The sequence below is a fragment of the Streptomyces sp. Mut1 genome, from assembly GCF_030719295.1.
Taxonomy (GTDB): Bacteria; Actinomycetota; Actinomycetes; order Streptomycetales; family Streptomycetaceae; genus Streptomyces; species Streptomyces castrisilvae.
Genome location: NZ_CP120997.1, coordinates 6,366,997 through 6,392,054, shown reverse-complemented (window position 1 = coordinate 6,392,054; position 25,058 = coordinate 6,366,997). Strand labels below are relative to the sequence as shown.

Below are 25,058 nucleotides of genomic sequence, written 5' to 3'. Positions count from 1 at the left end.
ATGTCCTCTCCGGTCCTCCTCGTCATCGCCCACGGCAGCCGTGACCCGCGGCACGCCGCGACCGTGCACGCGCTGACCTCGCGGGTACGGGCGCTGCGGCCGGGGCTGCGCGTGGAGACCGGGTTCCTGGACTTCAACGCGCCCTCGGTGCCGCGGGTCCTGGAGCGGCTGACCGCCGAGGGGGCGGACGAGGTGGTCGCGCTGCCGCTGCTGCTCACCCGGGCCTTCCACGCCAAGTCGGACATCCCGGCGGTGCTGCGGGAGGCCCGCGCGGCGCTGCCCCGGCTGCGGGTGCGGCAGGCCGAGGTGCTCGGCCCGTCGCCGCTGCTGAACGCCGCTCTGGAACGGCGGCTGTACGAGGCCGGGGTCCGCCCCGGCGACCGTGGCTCGACCGGGCTCGTCCTGGCCTCGGCGGGCTCATCCGACCCGGAGGCGATCGCAGTGATCGCTGAAATCGCGCGGGAGCTGCGGCACACCGGTTGGTGTTCCGTGCGGCCTGCGTTCGCCTCCGCATCACAGCCCCGTACCGAGGACGCGGTACGGGCCCTGCGGGCCGACGGCGTGCGCCGGGTGGCGGTCGCCCCGTACGTGATCGCGCCCGGCCGTCTCCCGGACCGCATCGCAGCGGGGGCGGCCGAGGCCGGCGCCGATGTGCTGGCCGGGGTGCTGGGGCCGGCGCCCGAGCTGGCCCGGCTGCTGCTGGACCGGTACGACGCGGCCCGTGCGCGGTCCGCGCGCCCGGTCCCGCTCAGCGCCTGAGCTGCCGGGGGGCTCAGCCCACGTCGATGCCGCCCGTGCGGGTGCGCTTGAGCTCGAAGAAGTCCCCGTGTCCGGCGAGCACCCGGAAGCTGTCGAACAGCCGGGCCGCCTCCTCGCCGCGCGGGATCGCCCGCAGCACCGGGCCGAACCAGACCGTCCCGTCCACGTGGATGGTGGGCGTGCCGACGTATCCGCCCGCCTCCGGGTCCTGGCCCGCCTCGTGGCTGCGCCGCACGGCCTCGTCGTACGCCTCGCTGTGCGCGGCCTCCGCGAGCCGTGCGGGCAGGCCCAGTTCGGCGAGGGACTGGGCGACGACCTCGTCGAAGTCCTCGTTCTTCCGCTGGTGGATACGGCTGCCGAGGGCCGTGTACAGGTCGCGCAGGACCTCCTCGCCGTGCTCGTCGGCCGCGGCGGCGGCGACCCGTACGGGGCCGGTCGACCGGTCGACCAGGTCGCGGTACCAGTCGGGGAGTTCGTTGCCGGTGTTGTGCAGGTAGAGGCTCATGACGTGGAAGCGGAGCTCGATGTCGCGGTGCTGCTCGACCTCCAGCATCCAGCGGGAGGTGATCCAGGCGAACGGGCAGGCCGGGTCGAAGTAGAAGTCGACGACGGGCCTGCCCTGTTCCGGGGTGCGGTGGGTGCTCATGGTGGTGAGCCTAGCCAGCCGGTGGCGCACTCCCCCGGGCCATTCGGCACCCCGTGGACTGGGCCACTTTCAGCCCGCGGTCCACTGCGGGTCGCGTCCGCTCAGGGCCAGGGCGCGGGTGAACCCGGTGGCTCCCGGGACCTCCACCTCGTCGGTGAATCCCTCGTAGCGGCGGTAGAGCGCGGCGGTCTTCTCGACGGTCCCCAGCACGTGGGCGGCTGCCTCGTCGGAGAGCCGGAACTCCTGGCCGGTGGCGCGGGCCACGTCCCAGCCGTGCAGGGCAATCTCCTCGATGAGCATGGCCGCGGTGTCGGCGGCCGGGGACGCGGACTCGCCGGTGCCGATGGTGCCCTCCCAGACGGCCGGGTCGGACCAGGCGGCGACGGCCCGCTCCAGCTGGTCGGCGTACCGCTCGGCCCAGTCGGCGTCGGCGGTGAAGTCGCGGGCCACGAGCTCCTCGGGAAGCTCCGTGCGCCGGGCCCGGTGCTCCATGCCGTGCGAGGTGTAGAGGACCCAGTGATTGATGAGCGTGCGGAGATCCCAGTCCGCGCAGGGGGTGGCGGTCGCCTCCAGCTGTCGGGCGCTGACGCCCCGGGCCACACGGGCGGCCTCGGCGGCGCATTCGGTCATGTGGGTGTGCTCGTTCTTCATGCACACCAACGTAGGCGGGCAGGGCCTGGGCGGTATTGAAGAAAGGCGACAGGAGGCGGGCGAGGAGGGTGTACGGGACACGGATAGGCTTTCCGTGCGCAGGAAGGCGCTCGCGCCCGTACGAAGGAGCAGCCGCACGTGACCACCACCGCACCCCTGTCCCCCTCCGTCGCCACGGCCCCGGTGCCGGTCATCCGGGCCGACGGGGTCTCGCTCGTACGCGACGGGAACGTCCTGCTCGACTCGGTCTCGCTCACGGTGCGCGGCGGGGAGCACTGGGCGCTGCTCGGGGCCAACGGAGCCGGCAAGAGCACGCTGCTCGGGCTGCTCGGCGCGGTCACGCATCCGACCCGGGGTTCGGTCGAGGTGCTGGGCCGGACGCTGGGGCGGGTCGATCTGCGGGAGCTGCGGACGCTGCTGGGCCATGTCAATCCGCGTCATCCGCTGCGGTCGCCGCTGACGGTGGCCGAGGTGGTGCTGACGGGCCTGACGAACTCGGTCGAGCCGGTGCCGCGCTGGTCGCCCGGCCCGGGGCAGCGGGAGCGGGCGGAGCGGCTGCTGACGATGCTGGGCATGGGCGGAAAGACAGGGTCGCGCTGGCCGGCACTCTCGCAGGGCGAGCGGGGCCGGACGCTGATCGCGCGTGCGCTGATGCCGCAGCCGCGGCTGCTGCTGCTCGACGAGCCGGCGACCGGGCTCGACCTGGCCGCCAGGGAGCAACTGCTGGACAGTCTGGACGCGTTGCGCGAGGAGCATCCGGAGCTGGCGACGGTGCTGGTCACCCATCATCTGGAGGAGCTGCCCGCGTCGACCACCCATGCGATGCTGCTGCGCGGCGGGCGGTGCCTGGCCTCGGGGGAGGCGGACGAGGTGCTGACCACGGACCGGGTCAGCGAGTGCTTCGGGCACCCGGTGCACATCACCCGGACGGACGGCCGCTGGACGGCCCGTGCCCGGCGCTCGCCCCGTCGCTGACGTCGGGGGCGGCGTCGAAGAGGGTGGCCTGGTGGTAGAAGAGCAGCCAGCCCGCTTCGGTGAGCCGCCACAGCGAACTGCGGTGGGCGCGCCTGCCCCTGGCCTCGGTGTCGAAGGTGAGGTGGACCAGCTCGTCGGCGAGGTGGACGCCGTGCATCCGTGAGGCGGTGAGCTGGCCCGGCCGGGGGGCCCGGCCCGAGGTGAGCGTGTTGATGACCGTGGACCGGTCCCAGAGGCGGCCGGTGGTGTCGACCTCGTGGTAGTCGGGGTGCAGCACCTGGTCGAGGAGGTCGGCGGAGGCCCGGACCGCGGGGTCCAGGAGCCGCAGCTCGCCCTCGATGGCCGCGGCCACGCCCACCGCCGGCTCGGTCATGCCCCGCCCCCGCCCGGTTTCGTCGTCATGCGGCCCAGCGTAGGCGGGCCCGGTCCGGGCATGCGGCCGCCGCGCCCCGTGGGGGAGGGCGCGGTGGCCGCCGGCCGGTGGGGCCGTGTTACTCGACGATCTTCAGGAGCTTGTTCGCGGTGCCCGATGTGGCGTCGCTGATGGCGTCCGGGGTGGCGCCGTCGGTCAGGGCCGTGGCGACCTCGTCCGGGGTGGCGTCCGGGTGCTCGGACAGGTAGACGGCGGCGGCACCGACGACGTGCGGGGTCGCCATGGATGTACCGGAGATGGTGTCCGTGCCGGTGTCGCTGTCGTTCCACGCCGAGGTGATGTCCGAGCCCGGGGCGTAGAGGTCCACGAGCGAGCCGTAGTTGGAGAAGTACGACTGCTCGTCGTCCACGGTCGACGAGGCGACCGTGATGGCCTCCGGGACGCGCGCAGGGGAACTCGTGCTCGCGTCGGCCGACTCGTTGCCGGCGGCGACCCCGTAGGTGACGCCGGAGGCGATGGATTCCTGGACCGCCGCGTCGAGCGCCTCGTCCACGCCGCCGCCGAGGCTCATGTTGGCGACGGACGGGCCCTCGTGGTTCGCGGTGACCCAGTCGATGCCGGCGATGACCTGCTCGGTGGTGCCCGAGCCCGAGTCGTCCAGGACCCGGACGGCCACGATCTTGGCGTTCTTGGCGACGCCGTAGGTCGCACCGGCTATGGTGCCGGCGACGTGGGTGCCGTGGCCGTAGCCGTCGTCGGCGACGTCGTCGTCGTCCACGGCGTCGTAGCCGTAGCTGGCGCGGCCCTCGAACTCCTCGTGCGTGATGCGGACCCCGGTGTCGATGACGTACGCGGTGACACCCTCGCCGGCGCTGTCCGGGTAGGTGTAGGCGTTGTCGCCGGCGGTCTCGGTCTGGTCGATGCGGTCCAGGCCCCAGGACGGCGGGTTGGACTGCGTGGCGTCCACGTGGAACTTCTTGTTCTGGACGACCTTGGAGACGGCCGGGTCGGCGGCGAGCCGCTTGGCCTCGGTCTCGGTGAGGCCGCTGGCGGAGAAGCCGTTGATGGCGGAGCTGTAGTTGCGGTTCAGCTTGCCGCCGTACTCCTTGGCCAGCTCCGCCTTGTCCGCCTTGTGGTCCAGCATCACGATGTAGCTGCCGGAGACCGCGGTCGCCGCGTCGGCGCCGTAGATCTTGCCCATGGCGGGAGCGGGTGCCGCTCCGGCGATGGGGCTGCCCAGCAGGGTGACGCCGGCCGCGGCCGCGACAGCGGTGATGGCGGCGGTCAGCTTGAACCGGCGTGCGCGCTTGTGAATTGCCATGAAGAGGGATCTCCTCGTCATTCTTTGTGGGGGGATTGGCCCTCGGCCGGAAATTCTCCGGGGGTTGGTTCGAAACCTTTACCGATTGACGCGCGCAGATCAAGACCTTCATACGGCTCTGACGCAGTCGTCAAGCTTTCGTCACAAGAAGCCCTCACCTGCGTGCCGATACGCCAACCACCTTTACGTGTAAGGGGCTTCGATCCTCCTTCTCGGGGGCACAACCGGTCCGCAAGACGGAGAAGGGCCGCACCCGGCTCCGCAGAGAGCATGACGAGAAGCCTTTATTCCGCGCCTACCTTCGAAATCGGGAGGCGACGGCGGTGGGCCGGTGCCGGTCACAAGGGGGCAAGCCCGTCATGGGGACAGTGGATTCGGCGCGCACACGGGCGCCACGGGTGCGGGGCGTCGCGGCCCGCGCGGGCGGCTGGAGCGCACGGCACCGCTGGGCGGCGGTGACCATCTGGGTGCTGTTCGTCGTCCTGGCCATGGGGCTCGGCTCCGCGGCGGGCCGGGTCGATGTGAAGGAGAGCGACCAGATGTCCGGCGAGGTGGGCCGGGCCGTGCAGATCATCGAGGACGCGGGGCTCAAGGACCCGGCCGGCGAGACCGTGCTCATCCAGTCCGACGGCAAGGGCGCGGTCGACGCCGACTCGCGGGAGTTCCGGTCGGCCGTGGACGACGTGATCGAGGCCGTGCAGGCCACCGGTGAGGTCACCGCCGTCACCTCTCCGTACACCACCAGGACCATCTCGTCGGACAAGCACAGCGCGCTGGTGCAGTTCGAGATGCGCGGCGACCCGGAGACGGCGAGCGAGCGTGTCGAGCCGGTGCTGAAGGCCGTCGCGAAGGTGGACGGTGCCCACGAGGGGCTGCGGATCGAGGAGATCGGCGGCGCCAGCATGGGCAAGACGTTCGACGACGCCTTCGGCAGCGATTTCCAGCGGGCCGAGTTCTCCGCCGTGCCGGTCGCGCTCGGCATCCTGCTCATCGCCTTCGGCGCGCTGGTCGCCGCCCTGCTCCCGGTCGCCCTGGCCCTCACCGCGATCATGGCGACCATGGGTCTGATGGGCGTGGTGAGCCACTTCCAGCCGATGAGCGACACCGCCAACTCCGTGATGCTGCTGGTCGGTCTGGCCGTCGGCGTCGACTACTGCCTGTTCTATCTGCGCCGGGAGCGCGAGGAGCGGGCCAAGGGGCGGGACGCCAGGACCGCGCTGATGATCGCCGCCGCGACCAGCGGACGCGCCATCGTCGTCTCCGGTGTGACGGTCTGTGTCGCGATGGCGGGCATGCTCTTCACCGGCATCGCCGAGTTCGAGGCGATGGGGCTGGCCTCGCTGATGGTCGTCGCGGTCGCCATGGCCGGCTCCGTCACCGTGCTGCCCGCACTGCTCTCGCTGCTCGGCGAGCGCGTCGAGAAGGGCCGGGTTCCCTTCCTGGCCCGCCTGAAGCGCTCCCGGCGGGACGGCACCGACAACGAGAGCCGGGTCTGGCGCGCGGTGCTCACCGTGGTGCTCCGCCGGCCCTGGACCGCTCTCGTGGTCGCCGCCGGCGCGCTCGCCGCGATCTCGCTGCCCGCGCTCGGCATGCACACCCAGAACCTCACCCTGGACCAGGAGTTCGGCGACTCGCTGCCGATCGTGCGGACCTACGACCGGCTGAACGAGGCGTTCCCCGGTGGCGCCGACCCGGCGCGGGTCGTGGTCAGGGCCGACGACATCGGCGCGGCTCCGGTGCGCCAGGCGCTCGCGGAGTTCCGCCGGCAGGCCGTCGCCTCGGGCGCCTCGAAGGGCCCGGTCGACATCGTGACGCACGACGCGGAGAACATCGCGGTCATCGACGTACCGCTGGTCGGCGGCTCGGACCAGGACCGGGCCGTCAAGAGCCTGGACCTGCTGCGCGACACCGTGCGCCCGGCGACACTCGGCAAGGTCGCGGGGGTCGAGGCGCCGATCACCGGTCAGGTGGCCGGTTCGAAGGACTTCAACGACCAGATCGTCGGCTCGGTCGTGCCGGTCTTCGCCTTCGTGGTCGTCTTCGCCTTCCTCCTGATGCTGCTCTGCTTCCGTTCCCTGACGGTCGCGATCACCTCGATCGTCCTCAACCTGCTCTCGGTGGGCGCCGCCTACGGCATCCTCACCGCGATCTTCCAGCACGGCTGGGGCGCCTCGCTGGTGGGCGCGGAGGGGGTCGGCGCGATCATCTCCTGGCTGCCGCTCTTCCTCTTCGTGATCCTCTTCGGGCTCTCGATGGACTACCACGTGTTCGTGGTCTCCCGGATCCGTGAGGCGCGCCTCCAGGGCCGTACCACCCGGGACGCCATCGCTCACGGCGTGGTCACCACGGCCGGTGTGGTGACCAGCGCGGCCGTCATCATGGTCGCCGTGTTCGCGATCTTCGGCACGCTGTCGATGCAGTCCATGAAGCAGATGGGCGTGGGCCTGGCAGCGGCCGTGCTGATCGACGCGACGATCATCCGCGGGGTTCTGCTGCCGGCCGCGATGGCCCTGCTGGGCGAGCGCAACTGGTACTTCCCGAAGTGGCTGCGGTGGCTGCCGGACATGACCCACGACGAGTCGTACGACGAGGTGCCGAACGCCTCCGAGCCGGTCCGCGGTGGCGGGGAGCCGGAGCGGGTCGGCGTCTGACCCGCCCGGAGCGGGTCGCCCTCCGACCCCGGCCGCGCGCACGCGCCTGCCCTCCTCCCGAGCTCCGGGAGGAGGGCAGGCGCGTTCAGCGCTGGTAGCGGGCCAGGACCCGGTTGCCATCGGCCACCAGACGCTTCTTCAGCTCGGCGGCGTCGATCGCCCCGCTGTAGTACTCCTGGAGCGCGGGGGTGGCGACCTTGTCCTTCCACTCGGGGTAGCCGCGCACGGACTGGGCCGGTGCGGAGCGCAGCGTTCCGGCGAGGGCGGCTCCGGTCGCCCAGCCCCGGTCCGCGGTGTGCAGCGCGGGGTCGGCCAGCGCCTCGGTGCCGGTCGGCAGCATCCAGTCGCCCTTGGCCAGGCGCACCATGTTGGCGGGCCGCAGCAGGAAGTCGATGAACCGGACGGCCTCCTTCTTGTGCGGGCTGTCCTCGGCGACGGACAGGGTCTGCGGGCTCACCCCCTGGGCGAGGCCGTCCCGGCCGGCGGGGGCGGGCAGCACCGTCCACTCGAAGCCCTTCGGGGCCTGCTCGACGACCTGCTGGCGGTAGGAGAAGCCGAGCGGCACCATCGCGTACTTGCCGCCGAAGAAGCCGGGCAGGGTGTCGCCGCCGCCCATGCCGAGCGCGGTACGGGCCGCGCTGCGGTCGGTGTTGACCTGGTCGTGGATGGTGCCGGGAACCACCTGGTCGCCCTCCCCCATCGCGATCGTCACCTTCCCGTCGGCGTCCCGGTGGAAGAGTTCGCCGCCCGCCGAGAGGCCCAGGTTGAGGGTGACGGAGACCGGCTCCTTGAGCGGCCAGGCGACCCCGTAGCGGCCCTCACCGGTCAGCTCCTCGGTCACCTCCCGGAACTCCGGCCAGCTCCAGGGCTTCTCGGGGGTCGGGATTCGGACCCCCGACTCCTTGAGGATTCTGGTGTTGGCGATCAGGACCCGGGGCTCCTGGAGGAAGGGCACCCCGTAGACCCCGCCGTCGAAGGTGGCGGTCCGCCAGCTCTGCCGGGGGATGTCCCGGGTCAGCCGGTCCGGCAGGAGCGCGCGCAGGTCGGCGAGGTAGCCGCCGTACGCGAAGTCGGCGAGGTCGTCGGACGCGTCGTGGATGACGTCGGGCGCCTCGCCGCCCTCGAAGGAGGTCAGGAGCTGGTCGTGGACGCTGTCCCAGCTGCCCTGGACGTACTGCACCTGGATGTCGGGGTGGGCCGCGTTCCACTCCCCGACCAGCTGCTTGTTGATGTCGACGGACTCCTTCTGCCAGGCCAGCGACTGGAAGCGGAGCCGGATCTTCCCGTCCGTGCCGCCGTCGCCGCCCGTGCCGCAGCCGGTGAGCAGCAGGGCCAGCGCGGTGGCCGCCGCCGCTGCCGTGCGTACCAGTGCGCGCATCAGCTCTTCACCGCCCCGGCCAGCATGCCTCCGGTGATCCGGCGCTGGATGACGGCGAACAGGACGAGCGAGGGGAGGGTCGCGAGGAACGCGGCGGCGGCGAGCGGGCCGAGGTCGCTGGCGCCCTCCGCGCCGAGGAAGTGTGTCAGTACGACCGGCAAGGTCTGCTTCTCCGGTGTCTTGAGGAGGACCAGGGCGAAGAAGAACTCGTTCCACGCGGTGATGAACGCGAAGAGGGCCGTGGCGACGATGCCGGGGGCCAGCAGCGGGGCGGTGACCGAGACCAGCGTGCGCAGCCGGCCCGCCCCGTCGACCGCCGCCGCCTCCTCCAGTTCGGGCGGCACGGCCCGTACGTAGCCGACGAGCATCCACAGCGCGAAGGGCAGCGCCCACACCACGTACACCATGATCAGCCCCCACAGCGTGTTGATCAGGTGCAGGTGCTTGAGGACCAGGAAGAGCGGAATGATCAGCAGGACGAAGGGGAACGCCTGGCTGACCACGACCCAGCCGGTGGCCGCCGTGGCGAGCCGGGTGCGGTGGCGGGCCATCACATAGGCCATCGGGGTGGCGATGACGACGGCGATGGCCCCGGCCGAGAGCGCGGCTATCAGCGAGTTGGCGGCGGCCCGCAGCAGCGGCTGCTCGTCGAATGCCTGCCGGAAGTTGTCCAGCGTCGGGTGCTGGGGAATCCAGGTCGGGTGCAGCGACCCCAGCTCCGGCGCGGGTTTGAAGGCGGTCGAGATCAGCCACAGGAACGGGAACGCCAGGAAGACCAGGTAGCACAGCAGCGCCAGGTACTGCCCGGCGCGCACGGACCGCTTGGTGCGCATGCTCATCGGTCCTCCCCTCCCCTGAGCCGGCCAGCGAGGTACACGGCGAGGATCACGGAGATCACCGCGACCATCACACAGCCCATCGCGGCGGCGTAGCCGAACTGCCCGTAGCGGAACGCCTCCTCGTACGCGAAGAGCATGGGCAGCCGGGTGCGGCCGCCGGGACCGCCGTTGGTCAGGACGTAGACCAGGGCGAAGGAGTTGAAGTTCCAGATGAAGTTGAGCGCGGTGATGGAGAGCGCGACCGGTCTGAGGGCGGGCCAGGTGACGGTCCTGAACCGGCGCCAGGCACCCGCCCCGTCCAGGGCCGCGGCCTCGTGGAGTTCCTGCGGGGTGTTCTGGAGGCCGGCCAGCAGGGCGACCGTGGTCTGCGGCATGCCGGCCCAGACGCCGACGAGGATCACCGCGGGCAGGGCGGTGGCGAGCCCGGTCAGCCAGTCCCGGCCGTCACCGAGGCCCAGGTCGCGGATGGTCTCGTTGAGGATTCCGGCGTCCGGGTTGTAGACGAGCCGCCACATGATGCCGACGACGACCTCGGGCATCGCCCACGGGATGATCGCCAGGGCGCGGGCGAGCCAGCGCATCCGCAGGTTCTCGTTGAGCAGCAGGGCGAGGCCGAGCGCGAGTACGAACTGCGGGACGCTCACTCCGACCGCCCACACCAGGCCGATCCGGAACGACTCCCAGAACAGCCCGTCGTGCAGCAGGTCCTGGAAGTTCAGCGCGCCGACCCACTGGGTGGACCGGGTGCGGCCCGACTGGGAGTCGGTGAAGGCCAGCGCGATGCCGTAGAGCAGCGGGCCGACGCTCAGGACCAGGATGGGGATGAGGGCGGGCAGCACCAGGAACCAGGTGCCGGGGCCCCGGCCGGGGCGCGCGGACCGCCCGGTGCCACGCCCGCGCGGCGGACCGTCCCGGCCGGACCGCACGGTTGCACTCGCCAACGCCATGAATGCGCCCCCTTTGCGTCATTCGACCGGCTTCACACCGTTCTGGCCGCTCAGGTGGCCTCCGTCATCGTGCTGACGGGCCGCCGGTTCGTCAAGACAACCTGCACGGATGCGAAAATCGGATCCATGAACGAGATGGAAGCGCGCGAGGTGCTCACCGCCGCCGGGTTCTCCGGTGACGCCGAACTGCTCGCGCTCGGCGAGAACGCCGTGTTCGGGGCCGGCGACCTCGTCGTCAAGGTCGGCCGGGACGCGGAGCGCAGCCCCGAGCTGCGGGAGCGGGCCGAGCGCGAGGTGGCCGTCGCCCGGTGGCTCGCCGACCGCGGCGTCCCCGCCGTGCGGGCCGCCGAACCCGGGGCGCGGCTGGTCGGGGGCCACCCGGTGACCCTGTGGCACCGGCTGCCCGAGGCGGTGCGCCCCGCCGAGCCGCGCGATCTGGCCCCGCTGCTCACCGCCGTGCACGCGCTGCCCGCCCCGGCGGACTTCGCCCTGCCCCGCCGGGAGCTGCTGGGGGGCGTCGAGCGCTGGCTGACCCTGGCGGGCGACGCGATCGATCCGGCCGACGCCGACTATCTGCGTGAGCGGCGCGACGGCTTCGCCGCGGCGGCGGCGCGGCTCGTCCCGCATCTGCCCCCGGGCCCGATCCACGGCGACGCGCTGGCGCGCAACGTCCATGTCGGTCCGGAAGGCCCGGTCCTGGTGGACCTGGAGACCTTCGCCTCGGATCTGCGCGAGCACGACCTGGTGGTCCTCGCCCTGTCCCGCGACCGGTACGGCCTGGCGGCCGACGCCTATGACGCGTTCACCCGGGCGTACGGCTGGGACGTGCGCGAGTGGGACGGCTGCGGGGTGCTGCGCGGGGCGCGGGAGACGGCGAGCTGTGCGTGGGTCGCGCAGCATGCCCCGGCCAACGCGGCGGCTCTCACCGAATTCCGCCGGCGTGTGGCGTCCCTGCGGGACGGGGACACGGCGGTGCGGTGGTATCCCTTCTGAGCGTTTCGCCCCTCGCCGGGCGGGGTCGGTCGGGCGGCCGGGCGGGTGTCCTCGAACGCCGGACGGGCTGGATGCGGCCGGGCTCGGCTTCGCCTCAGCCGACGGACGGCATCGTCTCCGCGGCCGGCACCGGCTCGCGGACCGGCCAGCGGCCGTCGATCACCGCGTCGGCGGTGCCCTTGCGGCGCAGGAACCGCTGGAAGTCGGCGGCCCACTCCGCGTACCAGGCGATCTGGCGCTCGTGGAGCCGGCCGGCGTCCAGCTCGGCCACCGAGGGGTGCCGGCCGGCTATCGCGTACGCCACCCGCACCGCGGCCAGCGCGTCCGCCGTCGCGTCGTGCGCCCCGCCGTGGACCACGCCGTACTCGACGCAGACGGCCTCCAGATTCCGCTTGCCCTTGCGGTAGCGGTCGACGGCGCGGTCGATGGTGTACGGGTCGATGACGGGGCCGATGGGGGCGCCGCCGAGCCGGTCGCTGAGCGAGGGCAGCCGGTGGCGGCGCAACTCGGCGGTGAGCAGGGTCAGATCGAAGGCCGCGTTGTACGCGACGACCGGGACGCCCCGGCGCCAGTAGCCGGCCAGGGTGTCGGCGATCTCGTCGGCGACCTCACGGGCCGGCCGGCCCTCCGCCGCGGCCCGCTCGCTGCTGATGCCGTGGATCGCGGACGCCTGGGCGGGGATGCGGATGCCCGGGTCGGCCAGCCAGCTGTGCCGGTCGGCCGGCTCGCCGTCCCGCCCGTCCACGGCGATCACCGCGGCCGTCACGATGCGGGCCTCCAGCGGGTCCGTCCCCGTCGTCTCCAGATCGAAGCCGACCAGCGCATGCCGGTGCCAGCTCATCCCGTACCTCCTTCGTGGTGCTCCCCCGGATGACGACCACCCTCGCACGGGCCACTGACAACGCTCGTTCAGGAGACCGGCCGGGAGTCCGTCCACACGGACTCGAACTCCTCGCGGTAGGTCTCGAACAGCCCGTGCTCGTACCCCTGCCCCGCCCGGACCACCGCACGCCCGCCGCCGCGCAGCACCAGCACCGGCGCCTCCATACCGCGCGCCCGGCGCAGATAGGTCTGCACGACGCCCACGGCGTCGGCCCCGTCGCCGTCCACCAGGTAGGCGGTGAAGCGCGGGGTCTCGTCGAAGACGTGGATCTCGAAGGCGCCCGGGTCGCGGAGCTTGGAGCGGACCCGCCGCATGTGCAGGATGTTCATCTCCACCGACCGGCTGAGTTCGCCCTTCTTGAGGCCCAGCTCCCGCTCGCGGCGCTTGACGGCGCTGCTGGCGGGGTTGATGAACAGCAGCCGTATCCGGCAGCCCGACTCGGCGAGCCGGATCAGCCGGCGGCCGGAGAAGTTCTGTACCAGCAGGTTGAGTCCGATGCCGATCGCGTCGAGCCGGCGGGCGTCGCCGAAGAGGTCCTCGGCGGGCAGCTGGCGCTGGAGGCGGACCCGGTCGGAGTGGACGGAGACGACGTCCGCGTACCGGTCGCCGACCAGGTCCTCGACGGCGTCGACCGGGAGCCGGTCGGACGAGGGCACGGCCGCGCCGCTGCCCAGCATCTCCAGGAGCCGGGCGGAGGCCCGCTCGGCCTGGGCGAGCACCGCTTCGTTGAGCGCGCGGTTGCGGGAGACCACATTGCGCGCGACCTCCAGCTCGTCGAGCGCCAGTTCGACATCGCGGCGGTCGTCGAAGTAGGGCTCGAAGCACGGCCAGTGCTGGACCATCAGCTCGCGCAGCTGCGGCAGCGTGAGGAAGCTCAGGACGTTGTCGTCGGCCGGGTCGAGCAGATAGCCCTTGCGGCGGGAGACCTCGCGCACGGCGACGGCGCGCTGCACCCACTCCTGCCCGGCGGGGCCCGCCGCGGCCACCACCCAGTCCTCGCCGTGGACGGGCTCGTAGATCGGCCGGAGCACCGCCGCGACCACGGCACGCAGTCGCTGTTCGACCAGATTCAGCCAGATATAGGCCCGCCCGGCGCGCTGGGCGCGCGTACGCACCTCGCTCCAGGCGTCGGCGCCCCAGTCCAGTTCCGCGCCGATCTCCAGCGGCTGCGCCAGCGAGACCGCCCCGGGCGGGACATCGGCCACATCCCCCTCGTGACCCGCGTCACCCGGGGGCAGCTCGAACCCTCCCGAGCTCACCCACGCACCGCCTTCCACTCCCCCACCAACGATCAAGGAAGGGTACTCCGGGAGCGGGAGCCGGTGCAGCCGGATGCGCAGGCTCCTTTACCAACTCCCCATGGAATCAAACCTGTTCCCGCTGCCGTGTTCGGCTGGAGTGAGCGGATTCATAGTGATTAAACACCCCAGCAGGGGGCTCAAACCGGACAGAGGCGACCAAGGGAGGGCCGAAGGCCGTTCCCGGGCGACACGGAGAGGCACGAGGTTGACCGGGCCGGGCCCTCGCGCGGCGACTCCGCCCCCGCTTGGCGGCCGGGTCCTAGGTACAAGCCGGACTTTCGGGGAAGATCTGGCCCAGGTGGCCCGCATTCCCCAGGCGACCGCAGCAGAACTGGAAGAGTCGAATCCATGCATGTCTGGCCGGGACAGGCGTACCCCCTCGGTGCCACGTACGACGGCGCCGGGACCAACTTCGCGGTCTTCTCGGAGGCCGCCCACCGAATCGAGTTGTGCCTGCTGCACGACGACGGTTCCGAGACGGCGGTGGAACTGAGAGAGACCGATGCCTTCGTCCGTCACGCGTACCTGCCCGGGGTGATGCCGGGTCAGCGCTACGGATTCAGGGTGCACGGCCCGTACGAACCGCAGCGGGGCACCCGGTGCAACTCCGCCAAGCTGCTCCTGGACCCCTACGCGCGGGCGGTGTCCGGGCAGATCAAATGGGGCGAGGCGGTGTACGGCTACCCCTTCGGCAGGCCCGACGCGCGCAACGACCTGGACTCGGCGCCGCACACCATGAGCTCGGTCGTGGTCAACCCGTACTTCGACTGGGGCGACGACCGGCGGCCCCGTACGGACTACCACCGCACGGTGATCTACGAGGCCCATGTGAAGGGTCTGACGATGCTCCACCCGGGGCTGCCGAAGGAGCTGCGCGGCACGTACGCGGGGCTGGCGCATCCGGAGATCATCGCCCATCTGACGGAGCTGGGCGTCACGGCCATCGAACTGATGCCGGTGCACCAGTTCGTCCAGGACCACCGGCTGGCCGACGCGGGGCTCGCCAACTACTGGGGCTACAACACGATCGGCTTCTTCGCCCCGCACAACGCCTACGCCTCCTGGGGCGACCGGGGCGAACAGGTGCTGGAGTTCAAGCAGGCCGTGCGCGCCCTGCACCAGGCGGGCATCGAGGTCATCCTCGACGTGGTCTACAACCACACGGCCGAGGGCAACCATCTGGGCCCCACGCTCTCCTTCCGGGGCCTGGACAACGCCTCGTACTACCGGCTGACCGACGACCAGCGCTACTACATGGACACCACGGGGACCGGGAACTCCCTGCTCATGCGCTCGCCGCACGTGCTCCAGATGATCATGGACTCGTTGCGGTACTGGGTGACCGAGATGCATGTGGACGGCTTCCGCTTCGACCTGGCGGCCACGCTGGCCCGTCAGTTCCACGAGGTGGACCGGCTGTCGTCGTTCTTCGACCTGGTGCAGCAGGACCCGGTGGTCAGCCAGGTGAAGCTGATCGCCGAGCCGTGGGACGTGGGTGAGGGCGGCTACCAGGTGGGGAACTTCCCGCCGCTGTGGACCGAGTGGAACGGCAAGTACCGGGACACGGTCCGCGATCTGTGGCGCGGTGAGCCCAGGACCCTGGCGGAGTTCGCCGGGCGGCTGACCGGGTCCTCCGACCTGTACCAGGACGACGGGCGGCGCCCGCTGGCCTCGATCAACTTCACCACCTGCCACGACGGTTTCACCCTCCACGACCTGGTCTCGTACAACGACAAGCGCAACGAGGCCAACGGCGAGGGCAACCGGGACGGCGAGAGCCACAACCGGTCCTGGAACTGCGGCGCCGAGGGCGAGACGGACCGGGCCGATGTGCTGGAACTGCGCGAGCGCCAGATGCGCAACTTCATCGCCACGCTGATGCTGTCGCAGGGCGTGCCCATGCTCAGCCACGGCGACGAGTTCGGCCGTACCCAGCGCGGCAACAACAACGCCTACTGCCAGGACAACGAGCTGTCGTGGGTGCACTGGCCGGTGCCGGCCGGGGCCCGGGACGGCGACGACGAGGCGGCGGACGGGGAACAGGACGGCGACACGCCGGGCAGCAGTCTGCTGGAGTTCACCCGGGCCATGGTGTGGCTGCGCCGCGACCACCCGGTCTTCCGGCGCCGCAGGTTCTTCCACGGCCGCCCGGTGGAGGGCACCCACGACGAACTGTCCGACATCGCCTGGTTCACCCCCGAGGGCCAGGAGATGACGCAGCGGGACTGGCAGGCGGCGCACGCCAAGGCACTGACGGTCTTCCTGAACGGGCACGCCATCTCGGAGCCCGGCCCGCGCGGGGAGCGGATCTCCGACGACTCCTTCCTGCTGATGTTCAACGCGAGCGCCGAGACCCTGGAATTCGCCGTGCCGGTCAACCACGGGCGGCAGTGGCACGCCGTCGTGGACACCGCCCGCCCGGCCGGGGTACTGACCGGGGCGGGCCCGAAGGTGGCGGCGGGCGATCGGGTGACGCTGGTGGGGCGGAGCATGGTGGTGCTGCAACGGCCCGCGTGAGCGGCCGCCGGGACCTCCGGTGTCACCCCGTCGTGCCCTTGTGCCCGACGGGGTGACACAGGCGGCCCGGATGTGGGTACGAAGGTTCCCATGACGCCTACCGCCACCTACCGGCTCCAGCTCCAGCCGGAGTTCCCGTTCTCGGCCGCCGAGGACGCCGTGCCGTATCTCGCCGCGCTCGGCGTCTCCCATCTGCACCTGTCACCGGTCCTCGAAGCCGTGCCCGGCTCCCGGCACGGCTACGACGTCACCGACCACGGCCGGGTCCGCGCCGAGCTGGGCGGCGAGGACGGGCTGCGGAGGCTGGCGCGCACCGCGCGGGAGCACGGGCTCGGCCTGGTCCTGGACATCGTGCCGAACCACATGGCGGCCGACGCCCGGCACAACCACGCCCTGCGTGAGGTGCTGCGCGAGGGCCCGGAATCCCGGTACGCCCGCTGGTTCGACATCGACTGGGCGGCGGGCGGGGGCCGGGTGCTGCTGCCGGTGCTGGCCGGGCGGGTCGGCGACGAGATGGCGCGGATGCGGGTCGAGGGGGAGGTGCTGCGCTACGGCGAACAGGATTTCCCCCTCCGGGCCGGGACCGCCCACCTCGATCTGCCCGAGCTGCTGGACGCCCAGCACTACCGGCTCGGCTGGTGGCGGCTGGCCCGCACCGAGCTGAACTACCGGCGGTTCTTCACCATCTCGGACCTGATCGGGGTGCGGGTGGAGGACCCGGAGGTCTTCGACGCCACCCACGCCAAAATCCTCGAACTGGTGCGGGAAGGGGTCGTGGACGGTCTGCGGATCGACCACCCGGACGGCCTCGCCGACCCGGCCGGCTATCTGGAGCGGCTCTCCGGGGCGAGCGGCGGGGTGTGGACGGCGGTGGAGAAGATCCTCACCGGGTCCGAGCCGCTGCCGGCCGGCTGGGCCGTGGCCGGGACGACGGGGTACGACGCGCTGTACCGGATCGACGGCCTCTTCACCGACCCGGAGGGCGCGGCGGAGCTGCTGGGCCACTACCGCGAGTCCGCCTCACCGGAAGGCGACCGGGGCGGCTACTGGACGGCGACCGTGCGCCGGGCCGCGTACCGCGTGGTCACCCATGAACTGGCGGCCGAGACCGAGGCGCTGACCCGGCTGGCGTCCCGCGTCTGCGCCGAGGACCCCGCGCTGCGCGACCACGCCCCCTGGGCGCTGCACACCGCGGTGCGCGAGCTGCTGGTCCGCGTCCCGGTCTACCGCCCGTACGTGACAGCGGGCGGCCCGTGCTCCGAGACGGCGGGAGCGACATTCGACGCGACGGCGGTGAGCGACGCGAAGGCGGTGTTCGCGGTACGTGAGGAGGCGTCGGCCGTCGACGTGGTGCGGGACCTGGCGCTCGGGCGGCTCGGCGGGGGCGGGGACCGGGCGGCGTTCTGCGCGCGGTTCGCCCAGACGGCGTCCGCGCTGCGCGCCAAGGCGGTCGAGGACACGGCGTACTACCGGTACACGCCACTGATCTCGGCGAACGAGGTGGGCGGCGATCCGGGGCACCCGGCGGTGGAGCCGGCGGACTTCCACGCCTTCTGCACCCGGCTCGCCCGCGACTGGCCCGCCACCGGGACGGCGCTGACCACGCACGACACCAAGCGCAGCGCCGACGTACGGGCGGGCATCGCGGTGCTGTCGCAGTGTCCGGGCCGGTTCGCGGGGCTGGTGGCCGGGGCCGCGCGCTCGGCTCCGGCCGCGCCCGATCCGCAGCTGGCCTGGCAGGCCTGGCAGACCGCGATCGGCTGCGCCGGGATTCCGGCCGGCGAGCGCGCGGCACGGCTGGAGCCCGCCCTCCTGAAGGCGGTGCGCGAGTCGGGCCTGTTCACCAGCTGGACGGAGCCCGATCCGGTGTACGAGCGGCTGGCCTCGGACTACGTCGCCGCCGGGCCGGCCGCGGACACCGGCCCCGGTCTGGCTCTCGTGGAGGAGTTCGCCGCCCCGCTCGCCCCGCATGTGCGGGCCCAGGTGCTGGGGGCCGCGCTGGTGCACCTGACGATGCCGGGGGTGCCGGACCTCTACCAGGGCACCGAGCGCGTGTATCCGGCGCTGGTCGACCCGGACAACCGGCGGCCGTTCCGGCAGCCGCCACCGGACGCGCCCGCCGACGAGAAGGCGGAGCTGACGGCGGCGGCGCTGCGGCTGCGTCGCGAGCGGCCGGGGGTGTTCGGCGAGTCGGGTACGTACGCCCCGCTGGGCGCGTCGGGTCCGGCGGCGGCGCACTGTCTGGCGTTCTGCCGTTCGGGCCGGACCGTGACGGCGGTGACCCGGCTGTCGCTGCGGCTCGCGGAGTCGGGCGGCTGGCGCGGGACGCGGCTGGCGCTGCCGGACGACGGGGTGTGGCGGGACCTGCTGGCCCCGGGGCGGGAGTTCTCGGGCGGCACGGTCGCGGTGGCCGAGCTGTTCGCGGAGCGTCCGGTGGCGCTGCTCGTACGCGCCTGACGGGCCCGGTCCGCGAACCGCCCTGCCGCGCCGCTCAGCCGGGCCTGACGAGCAGCGAGCGGGGCCCCCGGGTGAGGAGTCCGGTGGCGGCGGGCCGGAAGCCCTCCGCCCAGCGGAGCCGGGGCATCGCGTCGAGCAGGGCGCGCACCCCCTGCTCGGCCTCCAGCCGGCCGAGCGCCACGGCGGGGCAGCCCGGGGGCCCGGTCAGCGCACGGTCCTGGTCGGGGCGGAAGGGATCGAACACGTCCGGGGCGGCGAACCGTTGCGGATCGCGGGCCGCAGCGCCGATGAGGCAGGCGACGGGCGCCCGCGCGGGGAGGGTGCCGCCGCTGAGGGTGACCTCGGCGACGGTGCGGCGCAGCACGACCTGGACGGGCGGGTCGCGGCGCAGGGTCTCGGTCCAGGCCCGGCCGGCGAGCGCGGGTTCGATGCGCAGGGCGGCCAGCAGGTCGGGGTCGTCCAGCAGGTTGGCGAGGAAGGAGGCGAGCGCGGTCTCGCGCAGGGCGGTGTCCCGGACGCAGAGCGCGTCGCCTGTGGGCGCGGCGGTCTTCCCCTGCGGGGCCCCGTTCATGTCACGGCCCAGCCCGGCGGGCAGCCAGCGGCAGAACTCCTCCACGAGGTCGGCGCGGGGGCGGCGGGCGATGCGCCGGGCCAGCACGTAGGCGGTGCGCTCCACGCGTTCGGCGTGGCCGGCGGGGACGGTGCCGGTCACCACGGTGTAGCGGTCGGTGGGCAGGCAGCGCGCGCTGCCGTGGCACAGGCCGAGGGGCGCGGGGCCGCCCCGGGGCGCCCCGTCGTGCGGGAAGCCGGTGAACCGGGGGTCGGTGAGGGCGGCGGTCACGTCGTCGTACCGGCTGATCAGCCAGGCGCCGAGCGGGGCGTCGTAGCTGAGCGGGTACTGCTCGCGCAGCATCCGGTAGAAGCGGTACGGGTCGTGGGCCGCGCCGCGCGCCAGGAGGCTGGGGCCTGTGCGGGTCCGCCCGGAGCGGCCGGCGGGGGTGCGGGGTTCGGGCGAGGTGGTCGGGGCCGGTATGTCTCGGGGCGCGTCGGCCTGCATGGCGTTCCCCCGGGGCGAGTCGGTGCGCCGGTGCGCGGCGCGGGTCCTCTCAGGGCATCACCTGAACGGGCCCGTCGCAGTCGGCGCGCGGCCGTTCGGGTGACGTGGCGGGTGGGGTGACGTGGCCGGTGGGGTGATGTGGCGGGTGCGGTGACGTGGCCGGTGGGGTGACGTAGCCGGTGTCGGCCGGATGGGGCAGGTCGCCGGGGGCGCTGGTGTCAACGGGTGCGGGCGGGCCACGGGGCGGGGGGCCACGGGCCGGGGTGGATGTGACATGTCACCGGGCGGCTCGCACGGTGACATGTCACATCCACCGACCGCGCGCGTCCGCGGCGGCAAGGCCGGTGTGTGACATGTCATCGTTCAGTTCTGCACGGTGACATGTCACCGCAGGGGGCTGCGCGGTGACATGTCACCGCGGGGCGCCGGGCGGTGACATGTCACACGCCGCCCCAAGGCGGCCGCTCAGCCGATGTCGTCGAGCACCGGCCGCCGGCCCGCGCGGCGGCGTACGAATCCGCGCAGGCCCGCCAGGAGGGTGACGCACGTCCAGCCGGCGGCGCCCATCACCAGCATGCCGAGGCGGTCGCCCGGGTCGACGTCGGACGCGGCCTCCAGCGGGACGACGCCCTTCGGGTCGCTGATGACCTCGATCCGGTCGCCCACCTTCCAGTCCGGGTCGTCCCCGTCGTAGTTCAGGGTCTCGTCCAGTTCACCCCTCGGGCCCTCCAGGGTGAAGCGGTGGTTGGACCGGCCGGTCCCGGCGGCGCTGTCGGCCGTGACGCGGACGGTCTCCCGCACGCCCCGGCTGTCGAGCGCGGCCTCCGGCGCGTACTGGACCGAGCCGACGAGCACCAGCAGCGCGGGCAGCACGGAGAGGGCGGCGAGCCACCAGGCGTGGTGGAGGAAACGCAGGACGATCACGAGGGCGAGGCAGCCGATGAGGCCGGTGACGATGGGGACGGCGTCCATGCCCAGGGCGAGGTAGGAGATGCCCGTGTTGACCGCGGCGACGACCCAGCCGAGCACCACCACGGCGAGGGTGATCAGGAAGTACCGCCCCCGGTCCACGGTCGGACGCGGCGCCTTCTGCATGTCCACGGCAGTCATCGGGGCAGCATAGACAACCGCCCCGCCACCGCCCCCGGCCGGTCCCGGTCAGTGTCCCGGCGGCGGTCCGGGCGGCCAGGAGGCGTCCAGCAGTTCGGTGAACGCGGCGGCCGCTCCGGTCAGTTCCACGCGGGAGAAGACCGCGAGCACGCGGGTCCACGGCGGGTCGACGGTGAGCACCGCGCAGTCCTCGCCGACGGCTCCCCGCACGACGTGCGCGGGTGCGGTCGCGATCCCGACCCCGGCCGCCGCCATCCGTACCGCGGTCGACGTGTGCTCCGTGCGGACCGCCGTACGGGGGACGAAGCCGGCCTCGGCGCAGGCCCAGTCCAGGAACGGCCGTCCGTGCACGACGGCCTCCATCGCGCACCGCACCCAGGGGCGGTCGGCGAGTTCCTGGAGGCGGACGGAGGCGCGTCCGGCGAGCCGGTCGTCGAAGGGGACGACCAGGACGATCTCCTCCTCGCCGATCGGGACGACCGGCCCCGGCCAGCCGGGGGGCGGCGGGCCGACGGCGAGGTCGGCGGTGCCCCGTTCGATCTGCTCCTCCAGGGCCTGCGTGGTGGCGTACTCGTGGAGCACGAGGCCGACCCCGGGGTGCGCGGAGCGCCAGCGGGCGAAGACCTCGGGGAGGATACCGACCGCGATGGCGTGCACGGTGGCGATGTGCAGTTCACCGCCCTCGGCGCCCGCCGCCGCCCGCGCGGCGCGCCGCGCCTGGGCGGCGCTGCGCACGGACCGTTCGGCGTGCGGCAGGAAGGCGCGGCCCATCGGGGTCAGCCGCACACCGCGCGGCAGCCGTTCGAGCAGCGGGCCGCCGACGGTCCGCTCCAGGGCCTTGATCTGGTGGGACAGCGCCGGCTGGGTGACGTGGAGGAGTTCGGCGGCCCGGGTGAAGGAGGACTCCTCGACCACCGTGAGGAAGTACTCCATCTGCCGAAGGCTCATCGCGCCGCCCCTCCCCCATCACCCGGTCCCGGCCGGCACGCGACATAAACGCTGTGCATCGGGTCCACACAAACATTGCCTTGGACTCATGGCAAGGGCCCGGCGGAGGGTGGGGACATGACACAGACGCAGGATGTGAACGAGGCCGATGTCGTGGTCATCGGCGGCGGTACCGGCGGCTACTCGACCGCGCTGCGGGCGGCGGCGCTCGGGTTGCGGGTGGTCCTCGCCGAACGCGACAAGGTGGGTGGCACCTGCCTGCACCGCGGCTGTATCCCGAGCAAGGCGATGCTGCACGCGGCCGAACTGGTCGACGGTATCGCGGAGGCCCGTGAACGCTGGGGGGTGAAGGCGGTGCTGGAGTCGGTCGACTGGCCGGCCCTGGTCGCCACCCGCGACGACATCGTGACCCGCAACCACCGGGGCGTCCAGGCCCATCTGGCCCACGCCGGCGTCGAGGTGGTGTCGGGGAGCGCGGAGTTGACGGGCCCGCGCGGTGTCCGGATCGAGGGGTACGGGGAGGTCGTCGCCCGGCGCGGCATCGTGCTGGCGACGGGGTCGCGGCCCCGGACGCTGCCGGGTCCGGTGACGGACGGGCGGCGGGTGGTGACCAGCGACGACGCGCTGTTCGCGCCCGGTCTGCCGGATTCGGTGCTGGTGCTGGGCGGCGGGGCGATCGGGGTGGAGTACGCCTCGCTGCACCGGTCGATGGGGGCGCGGGTGACGCTGGTGGAGGCCGCCGACCGGCTGGTGCCGCTGGAGGACGCCGAGGTGTCGCGCCATCTGACGCGAGGTCTGAAGAGGCGTGGCATCGACGTGTTGACGGGCACGCGCCTGCTGGACGCCGCCGTCCTCGATGACGGGGTCCGGGCCACGCTGCGCACCCCGCGCGGCGAGACCCGGACGGTGCGAGCGCGGCGGCTGCTGGTCGCGGTGGGCCGGGTCCCGGTGACGGACGGCCTGGGGCTCGTGGCGGCGGGCCTGGCCGCCGATGACCGGGGGTATGTGGCTCCGGCGGACTGGTCACGGCTGGAGACCGCGGTGCCCGGCATCCATGTGGTGGGCGATCTGCTGCCGCCGCCGTCCCCGGGCCTGGCCCACGCCTCGTTCGCCGAGGGGCTGCTGGTGGCGGAGACCCTGGCGGGGCTGCGGCCGGCCCCGGTGGACTACGACGCGGTGCCCCGGGTCACCTACTCGGCGCCCCAGACCGCGGCGGTGGGCCTGACCGAGGCGGGTGCGCGCGACGCGGGGCACGACGTCGTGGTCAACACGATGCCGCTGACCGCCGTGGCCAAGGGCATGGTGCACGGGCAGGGCGGCATGGTGAAGGTGGTCGCGGAGCGCGGGGGCCGGGTCCTCGGGGTGCACCTGGTCGGGCCGCACGTCTCGGAGATGGTCGCCGAGAGCCAGCTGATCGTCGGCTGGGACGCGGAACCCTTCGACGTGGCCCAGCACATCCACCCGCATCCGACGCTCTCGGAGGCCGTCGGCGAGTCCTTCCTCACCCTCGCAGGACGGGGGCTTCACCAGCAGGCGTGAGGCGGTGGCGTCAGGCGGGCGGCCGGAGCGCGGGGGCGGAGAGCCGGAACATCATCCGGCCGAAGCTGACCTGGTCCCCTTCGCGCACCGGGACCGTGCCGGTGACGCGCTGGCCGTTGACGCAGGTGCCGTTGGTCGAGCCGAGGTCGCGCAGCAGCCAGCGGTCGCCCTGCGCGGTCAGTTCGGCGTGCGTCCGGGAGACCGTCTCGTGGCTGAGGCGCAGTCCGTTGCCCGGGTCGCGGCCGATGCGCAGGGGGTGCGGGCTGGGGGCCGGCAGCAGCAGCTTCGGCAGCCGCTCCGCCCGCCACGCCCGGCGGATGCGCTCCGGGAAGCCGGAGACCCCGCCCACGACCCGCAGCAGTCCGCGCGACCAACGGCCCCCGTGCTCCAGGTCCCTGGTGAGGGCTTCCAGCTCCTCGGGGCGGCTCGTCGTCAGGGCCACCTCCATGCGCCGCATAAAGGTGTCCTGGGAAAGCCTGCCCTGGGCCGCGCCCTCTCTGAGCACACCCAGAACACGGTCGCGCTGGGCGTCCGACAGCCGCGCGGGATACGTGTGGGACTCGAAGGAGGACGTCACGTCTCCAATTGTCGGTCCGACGGCCCCGGGGTGTCCAGAACAACCCCGCTTTCCGCCCTCCTGACCTGCGCGGGCCGCACCCGGATTATCCGGGGGCGGCCGGCCGGGAGCGTTGCTAGGGTCGGCGGCCGTGCCTCCGGCGACCGCCGTGACGCACCCGCTCACCCGTGGGGGATTTGTGCCCGACGCACCACTCGGCCTGACCGTCCGACCGCTCAGCGGACCGGAGGAGCTGGACCTCTTCCGTCAACTGCCCTACGTCCTGGACCACGAGCTGGCGGACGATCTCGCCACGGGCCGCCGCCGCCCGGAGTGGATGTGGGTGGCGCTGCGCGGCGGGCGGGTCGTGGCGCGGATCGCGTGGTGGAGCAGGGACGGCGGTACGCCGCTGCTGCTCGACTTCTTCGACCTGGACGACGCCCTGCCGGTCCCCAAGCGCGAGGAGGCCGGGCTGCGGCTGGTCGAGGAGGCGACGGCCGCCGTCGTACCGGCCGGGACGCCCCGCCCCGAGTACGGGCGCTACGTGCCGGCCGACTGGCGCGAGGACCCGGCGGTCCGCGAAGCCGTCGAGGCCCGTATCCGGGTCATGGAGCGCACCGGGGCCCGGATGCTCGTGGAGCGGCTGCGCCTGGAGTGGCGGCGGGGCACGCCCGTCCCGGCCGGCAGCGGCCGGCTGCGGTTCCGCCCGGTCGACGGGCGCGAGGACCTGCTCGCCCTGATGACGCCGGTCATGGAGGGCACGCTCGACGCCCACGGCCGGGCGGACCTGGCGTCCGGACTCTCTTGGCGGCAGGCCGCGGAGAAGCATTACGACGAGGAGCTGGCCGGCTACGCGACGCCCCGGGAGTGGTGGCGGGTGGCCGAGCTGCCGGACGGTGAGCCGGTCGGTTTCGTGATCCCGGCCCGCAACAACTACAACCCGGTCATCGCGTACATCGGGGTGGTGCCCGCCCATCGCGGGCGCGGCTACATCGACGACATCCTGGCCGAGGGGACCCGGGTGCTCGCCGCGCAGCAGGACGTGGAGCGCGTCCGGGCGGCGACGGACCTCGGCAACCTGCCGATGGCGAAGGCGTTCGAGCGTCTGGGTTACGTCAACTTCGAGCGCGCCTTCGACATGGTGTGGGACGGCTGAC

Annotated in this window: 21 protein-coding genes; 8 read left to right on the top strand and 13 right to left on the bottom strand. The window is 73.0% G+C overall.

Features of this window, described 5'->3' with window-relative positions; all coding sequences use genetic code 11:
* Positions 1-759: a sirohydrochlorin chelatase gene (locus tag P8A18_RS27795; protein WP_306058819.1), complete on the top strand. Its 759-nt coding sequence runs from the start codon at positions 1-3 to the stop codon at positions 757-759.
* 13 nt (positions 760-772) lie between these two features.
* Here the strand turns inward: P8A18_RS27795 and P8A18_RS27790 are convergent, their stop codons facing one another.
* Together P8A18_RS27790 and P8A18_RS27785 are read right to left on the bottom strand one after the other, a co-directional pair.
* Positions 773-1,405 carry a mycothiol-dependent nitroreductase Rv2466c family protein gene (locus P8A18_RS27790; RefSeq protein ID WP_306058817.1) on the bottom strand — a complete coding sequence of 211 codons (633 nt, stop codon included), beginning with the start codon at positions 1,403-1,405 and terminating at the stop codon, positions 773-775.
* A gap of 69 nt (positions 1,406-1,474) precedes the next feature.
* On the bottom strand, positions 1,475-2,056 hold the full coding sequence (locus tag P8A18_RS27785; RefSeq protein ID WP_306058815.1) for a TIGR03086 family metal-binding protein: 582 nt from the start codon (positions 2,054-2,056) through the stop codon (positions 1,475-1,477).
* Positions 2,057-2,194: 138 nt separating this feature from the next.
* On the opposite strand from P8A18_RS27785, the gene P8A18_RS27780 reads away from it, so the two are divergent.
* Positions 2,195-3,031 (top strand): ABC transporter ATP-binding protein, encoded by an 837-nt coding sequence (locus P8A18_RS27780; RefSeq protein WP_018554772.1) that lies wholly within the window; start codon positions 2,195-2,197, stop codon positions 3,029-3,031.
* On the opposite strand, the gene P8A18_RS27775 is transcribed toward P8A18_RS27780, so the two are convergent.
* Positions 2,976-3,404 (bottom strand): nuclear transport factor 2 family protein, encoded by a 429-nt coding sequence (locus P8A18_RS27775; RefSeq protein ID WP_306058812.1) that lies wholly within the window; start codon positions 3,402-3,404, stop codon positions 2,976-2,978. The two genes, P8A18_RS27780 and P8A18_RS27775, sit on opposite strands and share 56 nt — an antisense overlap.
* 118 nt (positions 3,405-3,522) lie before the next feature.
* Positions 3,523-4,725, bottom strand: a complete 1,203-nt coding sequence (locus tag P8A18_RS27770) for a S8 family peptidase (protein WP_306058810.1) — start codon at positions 4,723-4,725, stop codon at positions 3,523-3,525.
* 359 nt (positions 4,726-5,084) lie between these two features.
* Between P8A18_RS27770 and P8A18_RS27765 the strand changes: the two genes are divergently transcribed.
* Entirely contained in the window at positions 5,085-7,376 is a 2,292-nt protein-coding gene (locus P8A18_RS27765; protein WP_306058808.1) for an MMPL family transporter, read from the top strand.
* An 85-nt stretch (positions 7,377-7,461) separates the two neighbouring features.
* On the opposite strand, the gene P8A18_RS27760 is transcribed toward P8A18_RS27765, so the two are convergent.
* The 3 genes from P8A18_RS27760 to P8A18_RS27750 are packed head-to-tail and all read right to left on the bottom strand — an operon-like array spanning position 7,462 to position 10,540.
* Positions 7,462-8,754: an ABC transporter substrate-binding protein gene (locus tag P8A18_RS27760; protein WP_306058806.1), complete on the bottom strand. Its 1,293-nt coding sequence runs from the start codon at positions 8,752-8,754 to the stop codon at positions 7,462-7,464.
* On the bottom strand, positions 8,754-9,593 hold the full coding sequence (locus tag P8A18_RS27755; protein WP_306058804.1) for a carbohydrate ABC transporter permease: 840 nt from the start codon (positions 9,591-9,593) through the stop codon (positions 8,754-8,756). The genes P8A18_RS27760 and P8A18_RS27755 overlap by 1 nt, the downstream gene beginning before the upstream one ends.
* Positions 9,590-10,540 carry a carbohydrate ABC transporter permease gene (locus tag P8A18_RS27750; protein ID WP_306058801.1) on the bottom strand — a complete coding sequence of 317 codons (951 nt, stop codon included), beginning with the start codon at positions 10,538-10,540 and terminating at the stop codon, positions 9,590-9,592. The genes P8A18_RS27755 and P8A18_RS27750 overlap by 4 nt, the downstream gene beginning before the upstream one ends.
* Before the next feature lie 126 nt (positions 10,541-10,666).
* On the opposite strand from P8A18_RS27750, the gene P8A18_RS27745 reads away from it, so the two are divergent.
* A complete protein-coding gene (locus tag P8A18_RS27745; protein WP_306058799.1) occupies positions 10,667-11,533 on the top strand; it encodes a phosphotransferase enzyme family protein in 867 nt (288 codons plus the stop codon).
* Positions 11,534-11,627: 94 nt separating this feature from the next.
* Here P8A18_RS27745 and P8A18_RS27740 read toward each other — a convergent pair whose 3' ends face one another.
* Positions 11,628-12,374 carry a 3'-5' exonuclease gene (locus tag P8A18_RS27740; protein ID WP_306058797.1) on the bottom strand — a complete coding sequence of 249 codons (747 nt, stop codon included), beginning with the start codon at positions 12,372-12,374 and terminating at the stop codon, positions 11,628-11,630.
* A gap of 68 nt (positions 12,375-12,442) precedes the next feature.
* Entirely contained in the window at positions 12,443-13,675 is a 1,233-nt protein-coding gene (locus P8A18_RS27735; protein ID WP_026250217.1) for a DUF5919 domain-containing protein, read from the bottom strand.
* 390 nt (positions 13,676-14,065) lie between these two features.
* Here P8A18_RS27735 and glgX point away from each other — a divergent pair, with 390 nt between their 5' ends.
* Together glgX and treY are read left to right on the top strand one after the other, a co-directional pair.
* Positions 14,066-16,234: a glycogen debranching protein GlgX gene (gene glgX, locus P8A18_RS27730; protein WP_306058794.1), complete on the top strand. Its 2,169-nt coding sequence runs from the start codon at positions 14,066-14,068 to the stop codon at positions 16,232-16,234.
* Between the two features lie 90 nt (positions 16,235-16,324).
* Entirely contained in the window at positions 16,325-18,691 is a 2,367-nt protein-coding gene (treY, locus tag P8A18_RS27725; RefSeq protein ID WP_306058792.1) for a malto-oligosyltrehalose synthase, read from the top strand.
* Positions 18,692-18,725: 34 nt separating this feature from the next.
* Here the strand turns inward: treY and P8A18_RS27720 are convergent, their stop codons facing one another.
* The 3 genes from P8A18_RS27720 to P8A18_RS27710 form a co-directional block, all read right to left on the bottom strand.
* The gene (locus tag P8A18_RS27720; protein WP_306058790.1) at positions 18,726-19,748 is read right to left on the bottom strand and encodes a cytochrome P450; all 1,023 of its coding nucleotides are present in this window, start codon (positions 19,746-19,748) and stop codon (positions 18,726-18,728) included.
* Positions 19,749-20,213: 465 nt separating this feature from the next.
* Positions 20,214-20,858, bottom strand: coding sequence for a hypothetical protein (locus P8A18_RS27715; protein WP_306058789.1), 645 nt, complete (start codon positions 20,856-20,858; stop codon positions 20,214-20,216).
* 48 nt (positions 20,859-20,906) lie between these two features.
* Positions 20,907-21,806: a LysR family transcriptional regulator gene (locus P8A18_RS27710; RefSeq protein ID WP_306058787.1), complete on the bottom strand. Its 900-nt coding sequence runs from the start codon at positions 21,804-21,806 to the stop codon at positions 20,907-20,909.
* Positions 21,807-21,923: 117 nt separating this feature from the next.
* On the opposite strand from P8A18_RS27710, the gene lpdA reads away from it, so the two are divergent.
* Positions 21,924-23,345 (top strand): dihydrolipoyl dehydrogenase, encoded by a 1,422-nt coding sequence (gene lpdA, locus P8A18_RS27705; RefSeq protein ID WP_306058785.1) that lies wholly within the window; start codon positions 21,924-21,926, stop codon positions 23,343-23,345.
* 10 nt (positions 23,346-23,355) lie between these two features.
* Here the strand turns inward: lpdA and P8A18_RS27700 are convergent, their stop codons facing one another.
* Positions 23,356-23,922 (bottom strand): FHA domain-containing protein, encoded by a 567-nt coding sequence (locus P8A18_RS27700; RefSeq protein WP_306058782.1) that lies wholly within the window; start codon positions 23,920-23,922, stop codon positions 23,356-23,358.
* A 178-nt stretch (positions 23,923-24,100) separates the two neighbouring features.
* Between P8A18_RS27700 and P8A18_RS27695 the strand changes: the two genes are divergently transcribed.
* Complete coding sequence (locus P8A18_RS27695; RefSeq protein ID WP_306058780.1) at positions 24,101-25,057, top strand: GNAT family N-acetyltransferase; 957 nt, start codon at positions 24,101-24,103, stop codon at positions 25,055-25,057.
* The last annotated feature ends 1 nt before the right edge of the window (position 25,058 follow it).